This is a genomic window from Woeseia oceani, from assembly GCF_001677435.1.
Taxonomy (GTDB): Bacteria; Pseudomonadota; Gammaproteobacteria; order Steroidobacterales; family Woeseiaceae; genus Woeseia; species Woeseia oceani.
Genome location: NZ_CP016268.1, coordinates 3,739,750 through 3,757,212 on the forward strand (window position 1 = coordinate 3,739,750; position 17,463 = coordinate 3,757,212).

The window sequence follows — 17,463 nt, forward strand, 5'->3', positions numbered from 1 at the left end:
CGTCAGGCGCTGCGTGCCCAGCCGTTAAGCAACATCGTTGCTGCGCGGCGCGCGTCAACGGCCGCAGAGCTGTTGCCTTCGCCGGCGGAAACAATCGAGCCTTTGATCAACATGTGCCAGACCTGAGAAAAGCTGTCTGGATCAACAAGTCGTGCCTGCCGTGCCAGATCGGCAATCATTTGTCGGGCATTGGCAAGATGATTTGTGGCCGCCTGACGCACCGCACTGCCCTTCGGCGACTCCAGCATGACGTTGATAAACGAGCAACCTTCGAAAGACGCGGAACGAAACCACGTATCCAGTACGTCGAACATCGCTATCAGACGATCTTCCGACGTCGCCGCATTGCGACGTATATTGGCTTCCAGCCAGTTCCTGGTCCAGAGGGCTTCACGCTCTTTCAGGAACGCGATCGCCAGATCTTCTTTTGACTCAAAATTGTTGTACAGGCTGGACTTCGCACAGCCTGATTCGCAAACGATGGCGTCCACACCCACTGCACCCACGCCACTCTCGGAGAACAGCTTGTACGCTGCCTGCAAAATGCGAGTACGGACGTTCGCCGGTCTTGCTGATTCTTCCAACATAGTGACCCCCCGGTCTTTTCCGAACACCCCACTTACAGTTCGGACAGGTGGCTCGTGACCACCACCGGCGTTTGCCCGTTGCGGGCATTGTTTTTTTGCCGGTACACGCGGAGTCTATAACAAGAACTACCGGTTTGTGCATACCCGCAAAGAACGCACCCCTGTTCCACTAACCGTCCGTTACTACTGTTATTACAGATCGGCAGGCGTCATGGAGCGAAAAGCCGCCAGCGCGCGCGCTCTGCTTTCCTTCAGGTCGACAAGCGGCTGCGGGTAGTCTCGACCCAGGCGGATTCCGGCTTCCTGCAAAACAGCCGCCGGTGCTTCCCAGGGAGCGTGCAGGTACTTGTCGGGCAGCGGCTGCAATTCGGGCACGAACTCGCGGACATAGTCCCCGTCAGGATCAAAGCGGCGAGCCTGTGTCACCGGATTGAAAATCCGAAAGTAAGGTGCCGCATCAGCACCACTGCCCGCGACCCACTGCCAGCCAGCACTGTTGTTCGCAAGGTCGGCATCCACCAAAGTGTCCCAGAACCAATCTTCACCGTGATGCCAGTGCAACAACAGGTTTTTGACCAGGAATGATGCCGTGATCATCCGCACCCGGTTGTGCATGAACCCCGTTTGCCACAATTCGCGCATTCCCGCATCGACAATGGGAATGCCGGTCTGGCCGGTCTGCCATTTCTGCAACTCTGACGAATCCTCTCGCCACGGGAAGCGATTGAACTTGCGTTGCAGGTTGCTGCGGGTCATTTCCGGCCAGTGATACAACAGGTAAGTTGAAAACTCACGCCAGCCCAGCTCGCGGAGAAAATGCTCTCTGTTCTCGTCGGGCTCATCGTCCGCAACCGACTGCAATATCCGCTGCCTGACTTGATGCGGCGACAGCTCGCCAAAATGCAGGTGCGGCGACAAGCGCGAAACGAAGCGCTGGTCCGGTCGGTCGCGACCCTTTGAGTAATGACTGATGCCGTCAGCAAGAAACGCGTCCAGCCTTTGTGCGGCGCCTGATTCGCCAGGAGTCCAGTTTGTCGCCATGCGTTCATACCATCGCTGCGCCGGCAGCAGTCGCAGGTCTTCTATCCGGCTGGAACTGGGCAATGCCAGAAAAGCAACTCCCGCAGGCTGGTCCACCAGCGGGCGAGGTTTCGGCGCATTCTCCAGGCAACCGTTTCGGTAGTAGGGCGTAAAAACCTTGTAGGGTGAGCCGTCGCGTTTATGCACGGTCGTCGGTTCGTACAACAGTGAGCCGTTGTAACTGCGGACCGCAACACCCTGAGCCTGCAATGACTTGCGGATACGCCGGTCATGATCAATGCGCCAGGGCTCGTAACAACGATTCCAGTACACCGCTGCAGCACCGGTTTCCGATACGGTGCGCAGCAGAATTTCGTGCGCATCGCCGGCCAGAACGGACAACTTGCCATGCAGGGACTTGTCGAGCGAGGTCAAGCTCTGGTGCAACCACCAACGACTCGCAGCACCCAGTGCCCACTCACCGGCATTATCGTCATCGAGGATATACAAAGGCAGTACTTGCGCACCGGTAGCGGCTGCAGCGGCCAACGCCGGATTGTCGGCGAGCCTCAGGTCTTGCCTGAACCATACGATGATTACGTCGGAAGCTGTCACTGACGGCGGTCCCGGGAAAAGGTTGACCAGCAGTATACGATTGCCCGACCGGTGAATTCGTAACGAGTTGTAACGCCGTGCGATAGCCCTAGCGGCTTAACCACTCGAACACCGCAACGCCAATAAAACTGCCGGAGGCATAGCCGAAGGAACCGGCGAGCACGCCAGGCAGTACCAGGTCGTTCCAGCCTTTGGCGGAAGCAATGGCCGGCGCCGATGCGGGACCGCCGATACACACTGCCGAGGCAATGCAGATTTCCGCAAGGCCTATGTTCAGTAAGCGACCAAGCGACAAGATGAGCAGCAAATGGGTGGCGACAACAATGCAGGCGAACAGGAACAGAATCGGCGCGATCTCGATCAACAACCAGATGTCGGCGCTGGCGCCGATAGTGGCCAGGAATACAAACATCAGAATATTGCCCGCTTCCGTGTAGCCGGACAGCTGCGACACCAGCCGTTGTGCGAAGGTGGCGGCCAGCAATGCCAGTAAGGTTGTCAGCAGGATCGCGTACTCCGGGCGCCCGAGCGCCGCGGCAAAACCGGCACCGGCGGCGGCCATCGCGAACGCCAGCGCCAGTGCGGCGAGCAGGCCGGCAATGTCCAGGTCGGCAACCCTGTGCGTGCTCTCGGGCAGGAGCACACTGCCGACCATTTCGGATCCGGCTCTGCGGCTCGGGTAGTAGCTGGCGAACTTCGCCACGCCCGGCAAAAAAACGATAAACAGCAGGTGCAAATTGGTGATGACGTTGTCTGCCGCAACTGCCGCCGTCAGAACACTCTCGTCGTCAAACCGGGTCGCTTCTGCCACAGCAGCAAAGTTCAGAGAGCCACCAATGTAGGTGCCGGTGAAAATTCCTGCGAGTTTTGACGTTTCGCTGCCAAGATCGATCAGAGAGACGGCAACCATCACTCCGGCAACGACAGCCGCGCTGCCGATCATGAACGCAATAAGAGTTGCGCCTGCCTCTCTGAATATTTTCTTGAGGTCGGCTTGAAACAATAGCAACGGAATGGCGATTGGCACGAGGTACTGCCAGACAACGTCATATGCGGGCGCCGCTGTGGGAATAATGCGCAGATTCGACAGCACGATCGCTAGCGTGATCAACAGCATTACACCGGAGTATTTGCGGCCCAGCGCAAAACGCTCGCTGAAAAAGCCGAAGGCTGCAATCCCGAACAAGACGGCCCAGATCGCGAAGTCCTGATCAGGCTTTATCAGTGATGTCATCGCATTTTGTCTCTGTAGTCAGTAATGGCAGTCGCCGCGACCGATCAGCGCCATGGGTATTTATACCGGCGGAGTTCGGGCTTGTTATTCAATCGTTGTTTTTTTCGCCAACAACCCGGCCTCTGTCGCTGCTCGGCATGAATACCACAGGCTGTCGCCGATAAGAAACAGTTCCGCGATTGCAGTGTTTGGAATGACGCTTGTAATTTTTGCAAGCAAATGCCGCGGCGGTATTCGAGCAATGTCACCAGCAACCGCCCGGAAACACGGCAATTCAGGCACTTGCCGGCGTTTCCCCGCAACTGGCACGGAATCTGCTTTGAGTATACCGAGCACACGCTAAACGCCGGCGTTTGCCACATGGCAAACAATCCGGACGGTTCGCGGTTTAATTCAGTGACAAGGAGATACTCATGCGTACATCAACTACCAAGAGCACACGAAAACTGCTGATACCGGGTTTGATACTGGGCGTCGCCCTCGCCGGCAACAGTTATGCCGCGGATGACAAGGAGGACGGTTACCAGGGCGCGATGAAGGATGCCTGGCTGGATGGCCGCATCGAAACCGCGTTCACACTGAACCGGCACCTGAACCCGTTCAGCATCGATACCAAGGTGGAGAACGGCGTAGTCTTGCTGGAAGGTGAAGTTGAGTCCGATATCGACCGCGACCTCGCCGGGGAAATCGCGCAGAACGTCGATGGCGTAGCGTCAGTCAACAACGAGCTTACCGTCAGAGGCGAAAACTCAATGGAAAAAATGACCGGCAAGGCGAAGAAGACCGCCAACAGCTTCATGCAAACAGTCGGTGATGCGACGATTACAGCAACCGTCAAGACCCGCTTGATGGCGAACAGCAACACCAAAGGTCTCAGCATCAATGTTGATACCAAAGACGATGTCGTGACCCTGAGCGGTACGGTTGAGTCCAGTGAAGAACGGGATCTCGCTGAAGCACTCGCGAAGAATACGGGTGACGTAGCGCGGGTTGATAACAAACTCGTGGTCAGCAATCAATAATCGCTGATGCCGCTATATTTGCGCACTTGCGCAATTGGCAGGGGCCCCGCGAGGGCCTCTGCTTTTTGCGCGTCCGGCGGGTAGTTAAGCGGCAGTCGCAACAATACCGTTGCTGCTAGCACTCATCCGGATGCGGGTGCGGATACGCATCGCTGTCATCCTCACCCGGACGTTCGGTCAGGCACGCAAAGTCTTTTTCGATCAGCACTGTCAGCGCATGCCCATCCTGTGTACCGGCCGCCGATGTAGCGACGGCAACGTCGTCCGAGTTGACCCAGCGTTCCACGGCCGGCTTCGGCGCCAGCACCCGAATTGCCCTGCCGTCGAAGGTCGCCGTGCAGGCAGCAAGGTCTGCAACGGCTTCGAGTCCGTATTCCATAACGCCGCCGGCGGCAAAGTGAGTCTGTTCCACGACGCTCCCGGTCTTGCCGAACGCCTCGACTTCGCTGCGCGTAAGCCGCAGGCGCACCGAATTACCGCGTATTCTTAGTTTCATTTGCGACCATTGACCTCGATGGCTGCGCTACCCGTTGGTAGCCGTAATGGTACCGGCTCGTCGCGCTGTATCGACTGTTCATTTCCGGCAGTTGCCGGCCGTTGTGCCGCGTGATAACTATTCTGCGGCGCTCGCAGTGTCTAATTGGCAAGAAAAGCCCTAATATGGTTGCAGGCACGGCCTTTACCTGGTCCCTGCAAATCATCAGTGGACGGAGCACGAATGCCGACTGACAGGAAATCGGCGGTACGAGACGAAACAGAACGCATCAGCGCACTGCACCGTTACGCGTTGCTCGACACAGCGCCAGAGCAGAACTTCGAAGACATCGTTCGGCTTGCAACTGAGCTGTGCCACATGCCCACGGCCATGATCAGCCTGACGGACACCGACCGGCAGTGGTTCAAGAGTCGGGTCAATTTCGAACTCAGCGAAATTTCGCGAGATATCTCATTCTGCACACATGCCATTGAGTCCGATGGAGTCATGGAGGTCTGCGATACGCGCGCGGACACCCGCTTCGCGGAAAATCCGCTGGTCACTGGCCCACCGCACATCCGCTACTACGCCGGCGCGCCCCTGATCACTCAAGACGGACACAAACTCGGCTGCCTGTGCGTGGTCGATCAGAAGCCCCGCAAAATGGCAGCGCAACAGCAAGCCTCGTTGCAGGCACTGGCGCGCCAGGTCATCACCCAGATCGAACTTCGTCATTCAGTTCTGGAGGCAAAAAAAGCGGATGCAGCGCGGCAACTGTCGCAAACCTTCATGCGCGCGACTATCGACTGCCTTAACGACCACATCGCCATCATCGACAAGCACGGCGAGATCATTTACGTGAACCGTGCCTGGTCCGGTTTCGCGAGCGCGACAAAGAACGAGAATCTGACGCTGATCAGTGGCAATGCTCCGGGGGTCAACTATCTACAAGTGTGCGAAAGCGCTCTCGCAGCAGGCATCGACGAAGCTCAGCATGTCTTGAATGCGCTGCGGCAAATTGCGGGCGGTGACCGCCACCTGCAAGTCACCCTGGATTACCCCTGTGCTGGCCCGGATGGCTTGCGCTGGTTCAATGTCCAGGTATCGGCGTTTGGTGCCGGCGCTGACATCCATGCCGTTGTCGCATACCGCGACATCAGCAGGGAACGTGAGGCCCGAACAGGACTGCAGGCGTTGAATGAATCGCTGGAACGGCGTATCGAAGAACGCACCGCCGACCTGCACCTCGCCAGCACAACTTTGCGGGACAGCGAAGAGCGCTTTCGATCAATGTTCGAGGGTGCCAGCGTGGCCTCAATCATCCTCGATACGAATGCGAGATTAACCGAGGTAAATCCGGCGTTCTCCAGCATGACGGGAACAAGCTTGAAAGCTGCCAGCGGACTGGCCATTGAACAGTTTGTCGATCCGGCAGACTGGGCGGACGTCGATAGCGCCTTGCGCAGAATAAGCACGGGCCAACTGCCCGGTTGCGAGCTCGAGTTTCGCTGCAAAACCAACGAAGGCCATCAATGGGTACTGGCCAGCCTGTCGGCGGTCAAAGGAGCGGACAACAAGGTTTCACAAATTGTCGCCTTTCTGCAAAGTCGCAGCGCACAACGCGAAGCCGAGTACCAGCGCGATAACTTCTTCAACCTGTCCATTGACATGTTGCTGGTTGCTCGCGCCGACGGGCGCATAGTCCGGGCAAATCCGGCATGCGAAAAAATTCTGGGCTACACGCCGGAACAGATGACTCAAAAATCATTGCCCGATCTGGTCGCGCCAGAAGACCGGGATGCCGGGGAACTCGGCCGCGCCGCGATGTTGAAAGGCGATTCGCTGGTCCTGTTCGACCTGCATTGCCTTGCGGCCAATGGGGAAATCAAGGATATCCGCTGGAATGCCTCGCCGTGGGTAGAAGAGGGATTGGTATTGGCCGTCGGCCGGGATGTAACCCGAATACGTGCCGCCGAACGCAACCTGAAACTGCACGACAAGATGCTGACCCGGGCCGAGAAAATGGCCAGCATGGGCAGCTGGAACTGGCAAGTCCATGATGACCGGCTGATTGTTTCCACAGGCCTGCGACGAATCGCGGGTATAGGTCCGGCGGAACCCGTTCAATGCCTCGACGATCTGTTGCGCGCTGTCGAGAAAAGGGATCGCGGCATGGCCGAGGCGACTATTCGGGCAGTAATCACCGACGGTGCGTCGCGTATTGTGCGCTGCCGGATTCGCCGCGCGGATCACACCGTCCGTACAGTGCAGATGTACAACGACGTTGTGCGCGACGCGGATGGCAATGCTGTGGGCGTATCCGGTGCGTGTCTTGACGTGACAGAACTGCACGAGACTTTGGACCGGGTGCGCCGTTCCGAAGCCAGTCTGCGCACTCTCACCATGCGCCTGGAAGATATCCGCGACGACGAGCGGGCCACGATCTCACGTGAGATACACGATGAACTTGGGCAAATGCTCACAGCATTAAAAATTGATATCGCCTTGCTCGAACGCGCTGCTGTGAACGAACGCAAGCCGCTGCCGAGCCGCAGGAAGCTGTCGCGTGCGCTGAAGTCCATGGAACAGTTGACCGACAAGACCATAGACTCTGTCCGTCGAATCGCACGACAGCTACGACCGGACGGGCTGGACGAAGTTGGCCTGCTTCCCGCTCTTGAATGGCACATAAAAGAGTTCGAGAAACGCACCGGAATACGTTGCTCGTTCGGTTACCCGCAGCAGCAACCCGAATTCGATGCCAGAACTCGTTCAACGCTGTACCGGATTGCACAAGAGGCAATGACCAACACAGCGCGTCATGCTGGCGCGGATCGAATCGACATTCAGCTACGAACAGATAACGGTCAAGTTGAATTGAGCATTTGTGACAATGGCTGTGGCATGGATGCCGGAATCGTGGACGGTATCCGGTCCATTGGCATACTCGGTATGCGCGAGCGAGCCGCCATGGCTGGCGGCAGCTTTGAAATCGGTAACAACGGCGAACGCGGCACGCGAGTATCGGTCAGTGTTCCTCTGGCTGGCCACACGATGACCAGCGGCGGCGATGTATGATCAGAATACTGATCGCCGACGACCATGCACTGATACGCGAAGGTCTCGTCAAAGTGTTTGACTCGGAACCCGATATGACTGTTGTTGCAGCGGCCAGCGATGCACCGACCGCCATTGAATACGCAATGACACACGCCACAGACATTGTGATACTGGACGTGAATATGCCTGGCACAAGCGGCATCGAAGCACTGCAGAAATTGCGAAATACCCGGCCGGGCCTGCCGGTCCTGATGCTGAGTATGTTGCCGGAGCGCAATTACGCCATGCGCTTGCTGGACGAGGGAGCCTCTGGCTTCGTCTCCAAAGAGAGCGCCGCTGACGAGATTGTCGATGCAGTCCGGCAAGTCATGGCGGGCAACAAATACCTAAGCCCGGCGCTTGCGGCGGAGATAACTGGCAACCACAAGATTCCCGCAGAACCGCACTCGCAGCTATCCCGTCGCGAGTTTCAGGTGCTGCGACTTATCGCATCGGGCAGCGGAACACGCAACATTGCCGAGCAGCTGGATCTCAGTATCAATACCGTCGCCACCTACCGGCGACGCATACTGGCAAAACTGGACCTGAAATCCGATGTGGAGGTAACGCGCTTCGCGATCGAGCATCACCTGCTCGATTAGGCAGGGCCATTTCAGCGGTAATTTCCGTCCCTACCAACCGCCGCCCAAGGCGCGATACAGATCCACCGTTGCCTGCAACTGGGCGAGCTGTGCTTCGACCTGTTCCTGTTCAACCTGGCGTAATTGCCGTTCGACATCCAGCAACTCGAGATAACCGATGCGCCCGACATCGTAGCGGGCAGTCGATATTCTGTAGGCATTTTCCAATGCCGCTACCCTGTCCTGCTGCGCCGCGCGCACCTCGGCAGTCGATGCGACCAGGCCCAGTGCGTTCAGAGTCTCCTGGAAAGCGAGCTGTACCGTACCGGCATAGCTGGCCGCCGCAGCCTCGGTTGCGGCTGTGGCACTGTCGACCTGTGCCCCGATCTCGCGCAAGCGGGTCAGTGGCATGGAGGTCGCAACGGCCGCATTCCAACTGCGCGAACCCTCGGCATCCAGCGTATCGAAGCTGGTCGACAAGCCGCCAAAAAAGCCACCGACTGACAACCGCGGAAAATAGCCGGCCTTGGCGACGCCGATGCGAGCATTGGCAGCAATCAAACGCTGCTCGGCGGCAATGACATCGGGACGTCGCGCCAGCATGTCCGACGGCAAGTCCATCGGTACAGGCGGTGCCTCGGGCAGAGCGAAAGCGGAAAGGTCCTGCGGTGATACCCAGCCGGCAAACATAGCCTCCGGCGTCACCCCGCGCAGCACCGCCAGGGCAGTCAGTGCCTGACGCCGGCTTTCGCGCAAGACGGGTAACTGTGCCGCGACAGCGGCGGTCTCGCTGCGCGCCTGCTCATAGTCATACGGCGAAATCAGGCCGCTGTCCAAACGCAGCTTCTGCAATTGTTCGTTGTCCGTACGCGTCTCGTGCAACCGGGTCAGCAACGCCAGTTGCCGGTCCAGTGCCAGCGCCTGGAAATAGACTTGCGCAACACTGGCTGCCAGTGACGAGCGTACGCCGTGCATGACCGCTGTATCCGCCGCAAGATCAGCCATCGCAGCTTCATTCGCGCGTCGAATCCTGCCCCAGATATCGAATTCATAGTTGACCACTTCGAGGCCACCACGGAACTCTGTATCGGGCGAGGTCGGCAGCGGGAATGATGCATTGCCACTGTTCTTGTTGCGCGTCGCATCCAGGGCAAGGTTCACGCCGGGGTAAAGAGCCGAACGGCTCTGCCGCAAGGCGGCCGCGGCGATATCCGCGTTCGCAATCGCCACTTTCAGGTCGTTATTGTGCGCCAGGCTTTCTTCGATATAGGCCGTAAGCTCTGCATCGCCGAACTGCCCCCACCAGGTATCGAGGTAGCCGGTATCAGCAACCGGTTGTTGCCAGTCGTCGGGTAGTTGGCTGACAGGTTGCTGGTAATCCGGACCTACCGCACACCCACTCAGCACAAACAATGGCAGCAGAGCGATGAACTTAATCATGAGCCACCCCCAGCTTCGCCGGCAGTTCCGGCGCGACCTTTGGCTTGCGCTGCTTGCTGATCAGGCGGAAGAACAACGGCACAAAAAAGATCGCCAGGAACGTCGCCGCCAACATGCCGCCCATGACACCGGTACCCACTGATTTGCGCGCGGCGGCACCCGCGCCACTGGAAAACGCCAGCGGGACAACACCCAGTATAAAGGCCATTGAGGTCATCAGTATGGGTCGAAACCGCAACCGGGCCGCTTCCAGAGCGGCGTCATAACCGGACAAGCCTTCCTGCTTCTTCAACATGGCAAATTCAACGATCAGGATTGCGTTCTTCGCGGCCAGACCCAACAGGGTAACGAGACCTATTTGAAAATAGACATCGTTAGTCATGCCGCGTAACCACACGGCGACCAACGCGCCGAACGTACCGAACGGCAGCGCCATCAGCACAGAGAAAGGCAAGGTCCAGCGCTCATACTGTGCCGCAAGAATCAGGAAGACCATGACGGCCGCCAGCAGCAGCGCAATGCTGCCGGCACCGCTCGATTGCTTTTCCTGATACGACGCGCCGTACCACTCAAAGGTGTAGCCGGCCGGAAGGATCTCCCCGAGTATCTGCTCTACCCGTTCAATTGCCTGCCCGGAACTGACGCCCGGCATACCGCTACCGAACACTTTTGCCGCGGGCAGATTGTTGAATCGATCCTGGGTGTCCGGTCCTGACGAATAGTTGATGGTCGCGAGCGACGACAAGGGAATCTGCTGACCGCTGGCCGAGCGCACATACACATTGCCAATATCACCCGGGCGCTGCCGATAATCGGGATGGGCTGACATCAACACCTGCCAGGTACGACCGTACTTGTTGAAGTCATTGACGTAGTACGTCCCCATTGTGCCGGACAAGGTGTTGAACAATGAATCGATCGGTACTCCCAGCACCTTCGCTTTCTCGCGGTCTATCGCTACGTCGATCTGCGGTGCGTTGGCCCGCCACAAGGTTGCGACGTTCATCAACAAGGGGTCCATGTTGGCTTGTTGCACGAATTGCTGCGTGACGGCACTTAAACCGGCGGGATCACTGTCGCCACGATTCTGGATATACAGCTCGAAGCCGCCCGCAGCGCCGAGGCCGAATATGGGTGGTGGATTAAAGGCCAGCACCAGTCCATCCCGGATATGGCCGGTCTTCATGTACAGCTCATTGACCAGTTCGGCCGCCGTGGTTTCGCGTTCGTCCCAATCGACCTGCGTGACGAATATGGTGGCCGCACTGTTGCGGAAACCACCGCCCAGCATGTCGAAGCCGGTAAAGGCCACGGCGGTTTTGTTCGCAGGGTTGGACAGCACCTGATCGATGACTTCCTGGACAACCGCGTCAGTGCGTTCCAGCGTGGCACCATCCGGCAACATGACGGCCGCGATGTAAAAGCCCTGATCTTCGTCCGGCACCAGGGAACCCGGAGTTGCCTTCCAGAGTCCTGCGGTAATCAATACCATGCCGCCGAACAACAACAGCCCGACTGCGGCTCTTTTCATCATCCACGCCACACCGGCTGTGTAACGTCGGGTCAGACGGGCGAACTGGCGATTGAACCAGCGGAAAAATCGTCCAGGCTGCGGCTGTGTGCCTTGCAACAAAGCGACACACAGCGCCGGCGTCAGGGTCAGTGCGACAATTCCGGAAATGGCCACCGAGAATGAAATTGCGATAGCAAATTGGCGGTACAACTCGCCTGCAAGCCCACCCAGAAACGCAATGGGGACGAACACGGCAATCAGGACCAGGACAATGGCTATAACCGGACCGGTCACCTCCTGCATGGCCTGGATAGCGGCGTCGTAGGCGGATTTCTTTTGCTCGTGCATGATGCGTTCGACATTCTCCAGAACGACGATGGCATCGTCGACCACAATGCCAATGGCCAGCACCATGCCGAACAAGGTCAGTGTATTGATTGAGAAGCCCAGCATTTGCAAGCCGGCAAATGTACCGATCAGGGAAACCGGAACGGCGACCGACGGAATCAGGGTAGCTCGCCAGTTCTGCAGGAACAGGTAGACCACCAGAAATACCAGGATCATCGCCTCAACGAGCGTCTTCGCAACTTCCCGGATGGATACCTCGACGAACCGGGTGGTGTTGTACACAACACTGGCTTCCAAGCCCTGCGGAAAATCCTTTGAGAGTTCGGCAACCACCTCGGATACCTCATCGGCAACCGCCAATGCGTTGGTCCCGGGCTGCAGGAATATACCGACCAGCGTGGCCGACTGGCCGTTGACCCTGCCGATGAATTCGTAATCGCGTGATCCCAGGGTAACGTCGGCAACGTCTTTCAGGCGCAGGATGGAGCCGTCCGCTTCGGTGCGCAGGACGATATTTTCGAACTCCGCTACGTCGCTCAAACGCCCTTTGCTGGTGATCGTGTAGACCAGGTCCTGACCGGTGGGTGAAGGCGGTTGACCGACTTTGCCGGGTGCGAACTGTGCGTTCTGTTCTCGCACCGCGCCGGCAACATCATCGGGTGTAAGGTTCAGGCGAGTCAGGCGATCCGGCTTCAGCCAGATACGCATGGCGTAGTCTTTGGCACCGAATATTTGGACCCCGGTCGTGCCCGGCGTGCGTTTCAGGCGGTCGAGGACATTCATCGTGACGTAATTGCTGATGTATAAATCGTCCAACGCGCCGTCAGTAGAACGGAAGGCGATCACCTGCAAAAACGACGAAGAACTCTTTTGGACGGTTACACCCTGGCGACGAACCTCCTCCGGCAAGCGGGCTTCGGCCTGCTTCACGCGGTTATTGACATCAAGCTCGGCTTTGTCGGCGTCGGCGCCAATGTCGAAGGTCACGTAAATCTCAACCACACCGTTCGAGGTGGAGGTTGAGTTCATGTAGAGCATGCGCTCGACGCCATTGATCTGATTTTCCAGCGGCGCGGCGACGGTTTTCTCAATGACTTCGGCAGAAGCGCCCGGATAGACCGCGCGCACCATGACCACGGGAGGGGCAATTTCCGGGTACTGCGCAACGGGCAATTGGCGTATCGAGGCCAGACCGGCGATAACGATAAAAGCCGAGATCACCGTCGCGAAGATGGGGCGATCGATAAAGAAGCGAGACATCATTAGGCAATCCTCAGTGCGCGTCAGCGACGGCTGGCATGGAGGTATCGATGACGGTCACCGCGGCACCCGGCGCGAGCTTGACGAAATTGTCGACGATGACCCGTTCGCCCGCTTGCAAGCCGGAGGTGATGAGCCACATCTGGCTGCCATCTTCGGTCAGCCAATCACCAACGGTGACCGGGCGAATTTCGGCGATAGCTTGTTGCTGTTCATTTTCCCCGAGCACGAAAACAAACTTGCCCTGCGGGCCGTCCAGGACGGCTTTCTGCGGGACGGCTATCGCGTTGGGGCGTTCGGCGCCGGTCACCCGGACACGCACAAACTGACCGGCCTTCAGGCGCTGATCCGAATTGTCGAATCGCGCCCGTACGTTGTAGGTGCCGGTCGCGTCATCGATCCGGGCGGCCGTGAAATTGATGCGACCGACGCGATCAAACTCCGAGCCGTCCGCGAGCACGATACGCACTTCGAGTTTGTCGTCGTCCGGGTTCTCCATGGCGCCACTGGCGAGCTCTGTTTGTTGTTGCAGCCATTCGTTCTCGGATATTGAGAAGTGAATGTCGATAGGGTCGAGCTGCACCAGGGTTGTCAGGCGGCTGTCGGTGCCAGCCGTTACCAAAGCGCCTTCGAACTTTTCGGCGAGCCCGGTGATGCCGTCGATTGGCGAACGGACGTCGGTGTAGCCCAGCTGAATACGGGCATCCCGCAGGGCAGCTTCGGCCTGCATGACGGTCGCTGCCGCCAGCGCCTCGTCGGAACTGGCGTCGTCGAGTTCTTTGGCGCTGACAGCATTCGCTGCAACCAACGGTTTCAGCCGCGCATGTTCCCGCGCCGCCCGTGCGTGTTCGGCCCGCGCACGCGCCAGATCGGCTTCCGCGGCTGCCGCGCGCGCTTCAAAAGGCAATCGGTCCAGGCGAAACAAGGGGTCGCCGGCACGTACGGCAGCACCTTCCTGGTACAAGCGCTGTTCCACGATGCCGGTCACCCGGGCATGCACTTCGACTTCGCGCGACCCCATCGTGCGGCCGACGTATTCACGTTCGACGGGGACGCTGTGTGGCTGCACACTGACGACAGACACCGCCGGTGGTGGGTAAGCGGCCATTTCCTGAGCATTACCGGAGCACCCGAGCTGAATCAGAGCAATCAAGGAAAACAATAATAAAAACAGCGTATTAGGTTGCATTGGGACTCCAACGGGTGGCACCGGCAGTAAGTTATTCTTCGAGGGCGCGGAAATATACATACATTCATGTATGTTTGTAAACATTAATGTACTATTGGCAACACCGCAGCCCGGAAAACGAAAACCTGAGGACCGTAAGTGGCCAGAAAGACCAAACAAGAAGCCTTGGAAACGCGTGACAACCTGCTCGAAGCGGCTGGCAAAGTGTTTTGCGAAAAGGGGGTGACCAAGACCTCGCTCGCCGACATTGCTGCTTGTGCCGGCGTTACACGCGGCGCTGTCTACTGGCATTTCAAGAACAAGACCGACCTCGTTGAAGCGCTCTGGCATCGAACTGAAATGCCGGTTGATGTGTCCTGGGGTTGCGGGAACTGCACGCCCGGCAAGGACCCACTGGAAAGCATTCGTCGTCAGGCCGTTGATTGCCTGCAACGCGCTGTTGCAGATCCGAACACCAAGCAGGTTTGGGACATACTGCTGCACAAGTGTGAAAACGTTGACGATGCAGCCGTTATGAAGTCTCGCCTGCGGAAAGCACGCACAGAATGCGCGCACAACGTCACTGAGCTTTTTGAGGCAGCTATACAGGCCGGGCAATTGCCACGATCCACTGACGTCCTGACGGCCATCAGCGGTCTGTTCTGCTATATCGAGGGTTTGATTTACAACTGGCTCATCCACCCGGAATCCACCAACCTCGAGAAATCCGCCGAGGCCTACGTCGACATTTACATTAGCGGTCTCGTCCACCGGGACATCCCGGCACGGCACCGCAAGACCGCGAACGGCTAAACCCGGTAACGCCAGGACGGCCTGGTATGCCCCTGGGCGGTTCGCTCGGACAAAACGCTTGCTCACTGGTTATTGACTCTTTTGAACGGTGGACAGCCGGCAGCCTTTGCCGTACTGCAAGACACTTTGTATTGCGTAGTCGAACGAGTGCCGCTGAATTTGACAACATTGCCAGGAATATTTCGGGCACTCGCGGATTGGCCACGCAGGCGCCATCAATTGACACTCACTTACTGAACAAAAGCCGGCGCCAGTGGCCGAGTTTGCCCGCCTTCGATGTCACCGGAATGACGGTCGTTTACTTGGCGCCTCGAATTGTTCGCTGGCAGCGGTGCAGCGCGAGATGTTGAGCTGCATATCGCGTAAAGTCGCCCGTTGCAGCTGCACCCGGAATTCCAACGCTGGCAGTATTGCAGTCCTGGCCAGGTGGCCCTTATAACGTTTCGGTCTTATGGCAGCAGAAAAATACGATGTAATCGTGCTCGGTGGAGGCGCCGCCGGACTAATGTGCGCAATTACCGCCGGTCAGCGAGGGCGGCGCGTACTGGTGCTGGAGGGCTCCAACCGGGTCGGCAAAAAAATACTGATGTCCGGCGGCGGCCGCTGCAATTTCACCAATCTGTACTGCGAACCGTCGCGCTACCTTTCTGCAAACCCGAACTTCTGCATTTCAGCACTCAGTCGATACAGCCAGTGGGACTTTATTGCGCTGGTCGAAAAGCACAGCATCGCATGGCACGAGAAAACACTGGGCCAACTGTTTTGCGACGACTCTTCGAAACAAATAGTCGGAATGTTGCTTGCTGAGTGCGAGCGCGCGGGTGTTGAAATCCTGACGAACAGCGCGATCAGCGCCGTTGATTACGCCGGCCACTACGAGGTGAACTGTGCCCACGGGCGATTTCACTCGGAATCGCTGGTCATCGCGACGGGTGGACTCTCTATTCCGAAAATGGGTGCATCCGGTTTCGGCTACCAGCTTGCCAAACAGTTCGGGCTGGCATTGCTCGAGACCCGTCCAGGGTTGGTTCCTTTTACCTTTGCCGGAACGACACAAGACATGCTGAGCCGGCTCTCTGGAGTGAGTACGCCCGCGGCGCTATCAGTCGCTGACAACCACTTCGAAGAAAGCATCCTGTTCACTCACCGAGGCCTCAGTGGACCCGCCACGTTGCAGATTTCCAGTTACTGGTCGCCAGGCCAGAGTATTGAATGCAACCTGTTGCCGGCCATGGACGCCGCAGAGTTTCTCATGAAGGCGAAGGCCGCCCAACCGAAGGCTGTGCTGCGAACGGTTCTGTCCGGCACGTTGCCGCGGGCGTTGGTGCTGGAATTACAGGCGGTGCTCTGGCCTGACGCCATTGACTCGCCGCTGGCCGAACTCAGTCACCGCTATCTCGACGCACTGGCGAACCGGCTCCAGCAATGGCTATTGCGACCGGCAGCCACCGAGGGTTACCGGACCGCGGAAGTCACGCTCGGCGGTATCGATACCGACGAATTGTCGTCCAAGACGATGGAAGCAAAACAGCAGCGTGGTTTGTATTGCATCGGTGAAGTAGTCGACGTCACCGGGCACCTGGGCGGGTTCAATTTTCAGTGGGCCTGGGCATCGGGCCACGCTGCCGGGCAGGTTGCCTAGAAACGCGATCGTCTTGCGACGCAAGCTGAATCCGGGCGGCAGATTTGCGCAAATTTGAGGCGGCGATGCGGACCACGGTCCGCTCTTTCGACACAACTTCCGCCGTATGTGGACCGAAAAAACCGGAATGTACAGCGAATTTGTCGCTGCCTGGCGACATTTCAAAATCGCCGGGCAATCGGTAATAGTAGTACGCGACCATGATCACCGCCAGTCGCAAGAATTTCTGCCGCGATATCCTGTTGCCTGACAATGACAACAGCAGACATCGTCAGAAATTGCACGGAGTGAACGCAAATTTTCGCGCAAGAAACACCGTCAGAAATCGCCGTCATTCTGACCCAGCGTTCAAAGCGGCGGGTTTGACACGGCATACCTGCATCGCATTAGCTACGCTACAGTTAGTCAGTACCCGCCCAACTTTAATCCGCGTCAAGGTAACGTCGTGAAGAAAAACATTCTCTACAGCGTTGTACTGCTGGTCGCACTAACGAGCGCGTATGCGGTAATGCGTAATTCAGACTTTGCTATTCCCACCGCCAGTGCCAGCGACGAAGCCCGGTCAGAGAACCGCGCACAGGACGATACGCCGTCCGCTGAACACGCTCGCGCAAACAAAAACGACTGAAGCCGCAAAGCAGCGCAG

The 17,463-nt window shown here is 58.0% G+C and carries 13 protein-coding genes; 6 read left to right on the forward strand and 7 right to left on the reverse strand.

What is annotated here, in order from left to right; genetic code table 11:
* Positions 1-2: 2 nt before the first annotated feature.
* The 3 genes from BA177_RS16825 to BA177_RS16835 form a co-directional block, all read right to left on the reverse strand.
* Entirely contained in the window at positions 3-587 is a 585-nt protein-coding gene (locus BA177_RS16825; protein WP_068618134.1) for a TetR/AcrR family transcriptional regulator, read from the reverse strand.
* A 192-nt stretch (positions 588-779) separates the two neighbouring features.
* A complete protein-coding gene (locus BA177_RS16830) occupies positions 780-2,222 on the reverse strand; it encodes a cryptochrome/photolyase family protein (RefSeq protein WP_068618136.1) in 1,443 nt (480 codons plus the stop codon).
* An 88-nt stretch (positions 2,223-2,310) separates the two neighbouring features.
* Entirely contained in the window at positions 2,311-3,456 is a 1,146-nt protein-coding gene (locus tag BA177_RS16835) for a DUF819 family protein (protein WP_068618138.1), read from the reverse strand.
* A 413-nt stretch (positions 3,457-3,869) separates the two neighbouring features.
* Here BA177_RS16835 and BA177_RS16845 point away from each other — a divergent pair, with 413 nt between their 5' ends.
* Entirely contained in the window at positions 3,870-4,478 is a 609-nt protein-coding gene (locus tag BA177_RS16845; RefSeq protein ID WP_068618142.1) for a BON domain-containing protein, read from the forward strand.
* A gap of 115 nt (positions 4,479-4,593) precedes the next feature.
* Here the strand turns inward: BA177_RS16845 and BA177_RS16850 are convergent, their stop codons facing one another.
* Positions 4,594-4,974: a DUF7009 family protein gene (locus tag BA177_RS16850; protein WP_068618144.1), complete on the reverse strand. Its 381-nt coding sequence runs from the start codon at positions 4,972-4,974 to the stop codon at positions 4,594-4,596.
* A gap of 222 nt (positions 4,975-5,196) precedes the next feature.
* On the opposite strand from BA177_RS16850, the gene BA177_RS16855 reads away from it, so the two are divergent.
* Both BA177_RS16855 and BA177_RS16860 read left to right on the forward strand, forming a co-directional pair.
* Positions 5,197-8,031, forward strand: coding sequence for a PAS domain S-box protein (locus tag BA177_RS16855; protein WP_068618147.1), 2,835 nt, complete (start codon positions 5,197-5,199; stop codon positions 8,029-8,031).
* Complete coding sequence (locus tag BA177_RS16860) at positions 8,028-8,654, forward strand: response regulator (protein WP_068618149.1); 627 nt, start codon at positions 8,028-8,030, stop codon at positions 8,652-8,654. Before BA177_RS16855 ends, BA177_RS16860 begins: the two co-directional genes overlap by 4 nt.
* A gap of 30 nt (positions 8,655-8,684) precedes the next feature.
* On the opposite strand, the gene BA177_RS16865 is transcribed toward BA177_RS16860, so the two are convergent.
* Genes BA177_RS16865 through BA177_RS16875 form a run of 3 tightly spaced genes read right to left on the reverse strand, consistent with a single transcriptional unit; the run spans position 8,685 to position 14,383 of the window.
* A complete protein-coding gene (locus tag BA177_RS16865; protein ID WP_068618151.1) occupies positions 8,685-10,073 on the reverse strand; it encodes an efflux transporter outer membrane subunit in 1,389 nt (462 codons plus the stop codon).
* The gene (locus tag BA177_RS16870; RefSeq protein WP_068618153.1) at positions 10,066-13,197 is read right to left on the reverse strand and encodes an efflux RND transporter permease subunit; all 3,132 of its coding nucleotides are present in this window, start codon (positions 13,195-13,197) and stop codon (positions 10,066-10,068) included. Before BA177_RS16870 ends, BA177_RS16865 begins: the two co-directional genes overlap by 8 nt.
* Before the next feature lie 10 nt (positions 13,198-13,207).
* Positions 13,208-14,383: an efflux RND transporter periplasmic adaptor subunit gene (locus BA177_RS16875; protein ID WP_082990215.1), complete on the reverse strand. Its 1,176-nt coding sequence runs from the start codon at positions 14,381-14,383 to the stop codon at positions 13,208-13,210.
* A gap of 138 nt (positions 14,384-14,521) precedes the next feature.
* Here BA177_RS16875 and BA177_RS16880 point away from each other — a divergent pair, with 138 nt between their 5' ends.
* From BA177_RS16880 to BA177_RS16890, 3 genes are all read left to right on the forward strand, one after another.
* Entirely contained in the window at positions 14,522-15,175 is a 654-nt protein-coding gene (locus BA177_RS16880) for a TetR family transcriptional regulator (RefSeq protein ID WP_068618155.1), read from the forward strand.
* 451 nt (positions 15,176-15,626) lie between these two features.
* Positions 15,627-16,817, forward strand: a complete 1,191-nt coding sequence (locus BA177_RS16885) for a BaiN/RdsA family NAD(P)/FAD-dependent oxidoreductase (protein ID WP_068618157.1) — start codon at positions 15,627-15,629, stop codon at positions 16,815-16,817.
* A gap of 445 nt (positions 16,818-17,262) precedes the next feature.
* Entirely contained in the window at positions 17,263-17,445 is a 183-nt protein-coding gene (locus BA177_RS16890) for a hypothetical protein (RefSeq protein ID WP_068618160.1), read from the forward strand.
* Positions 17,446-17,463 lie beyond the last annotated feature (18 nt).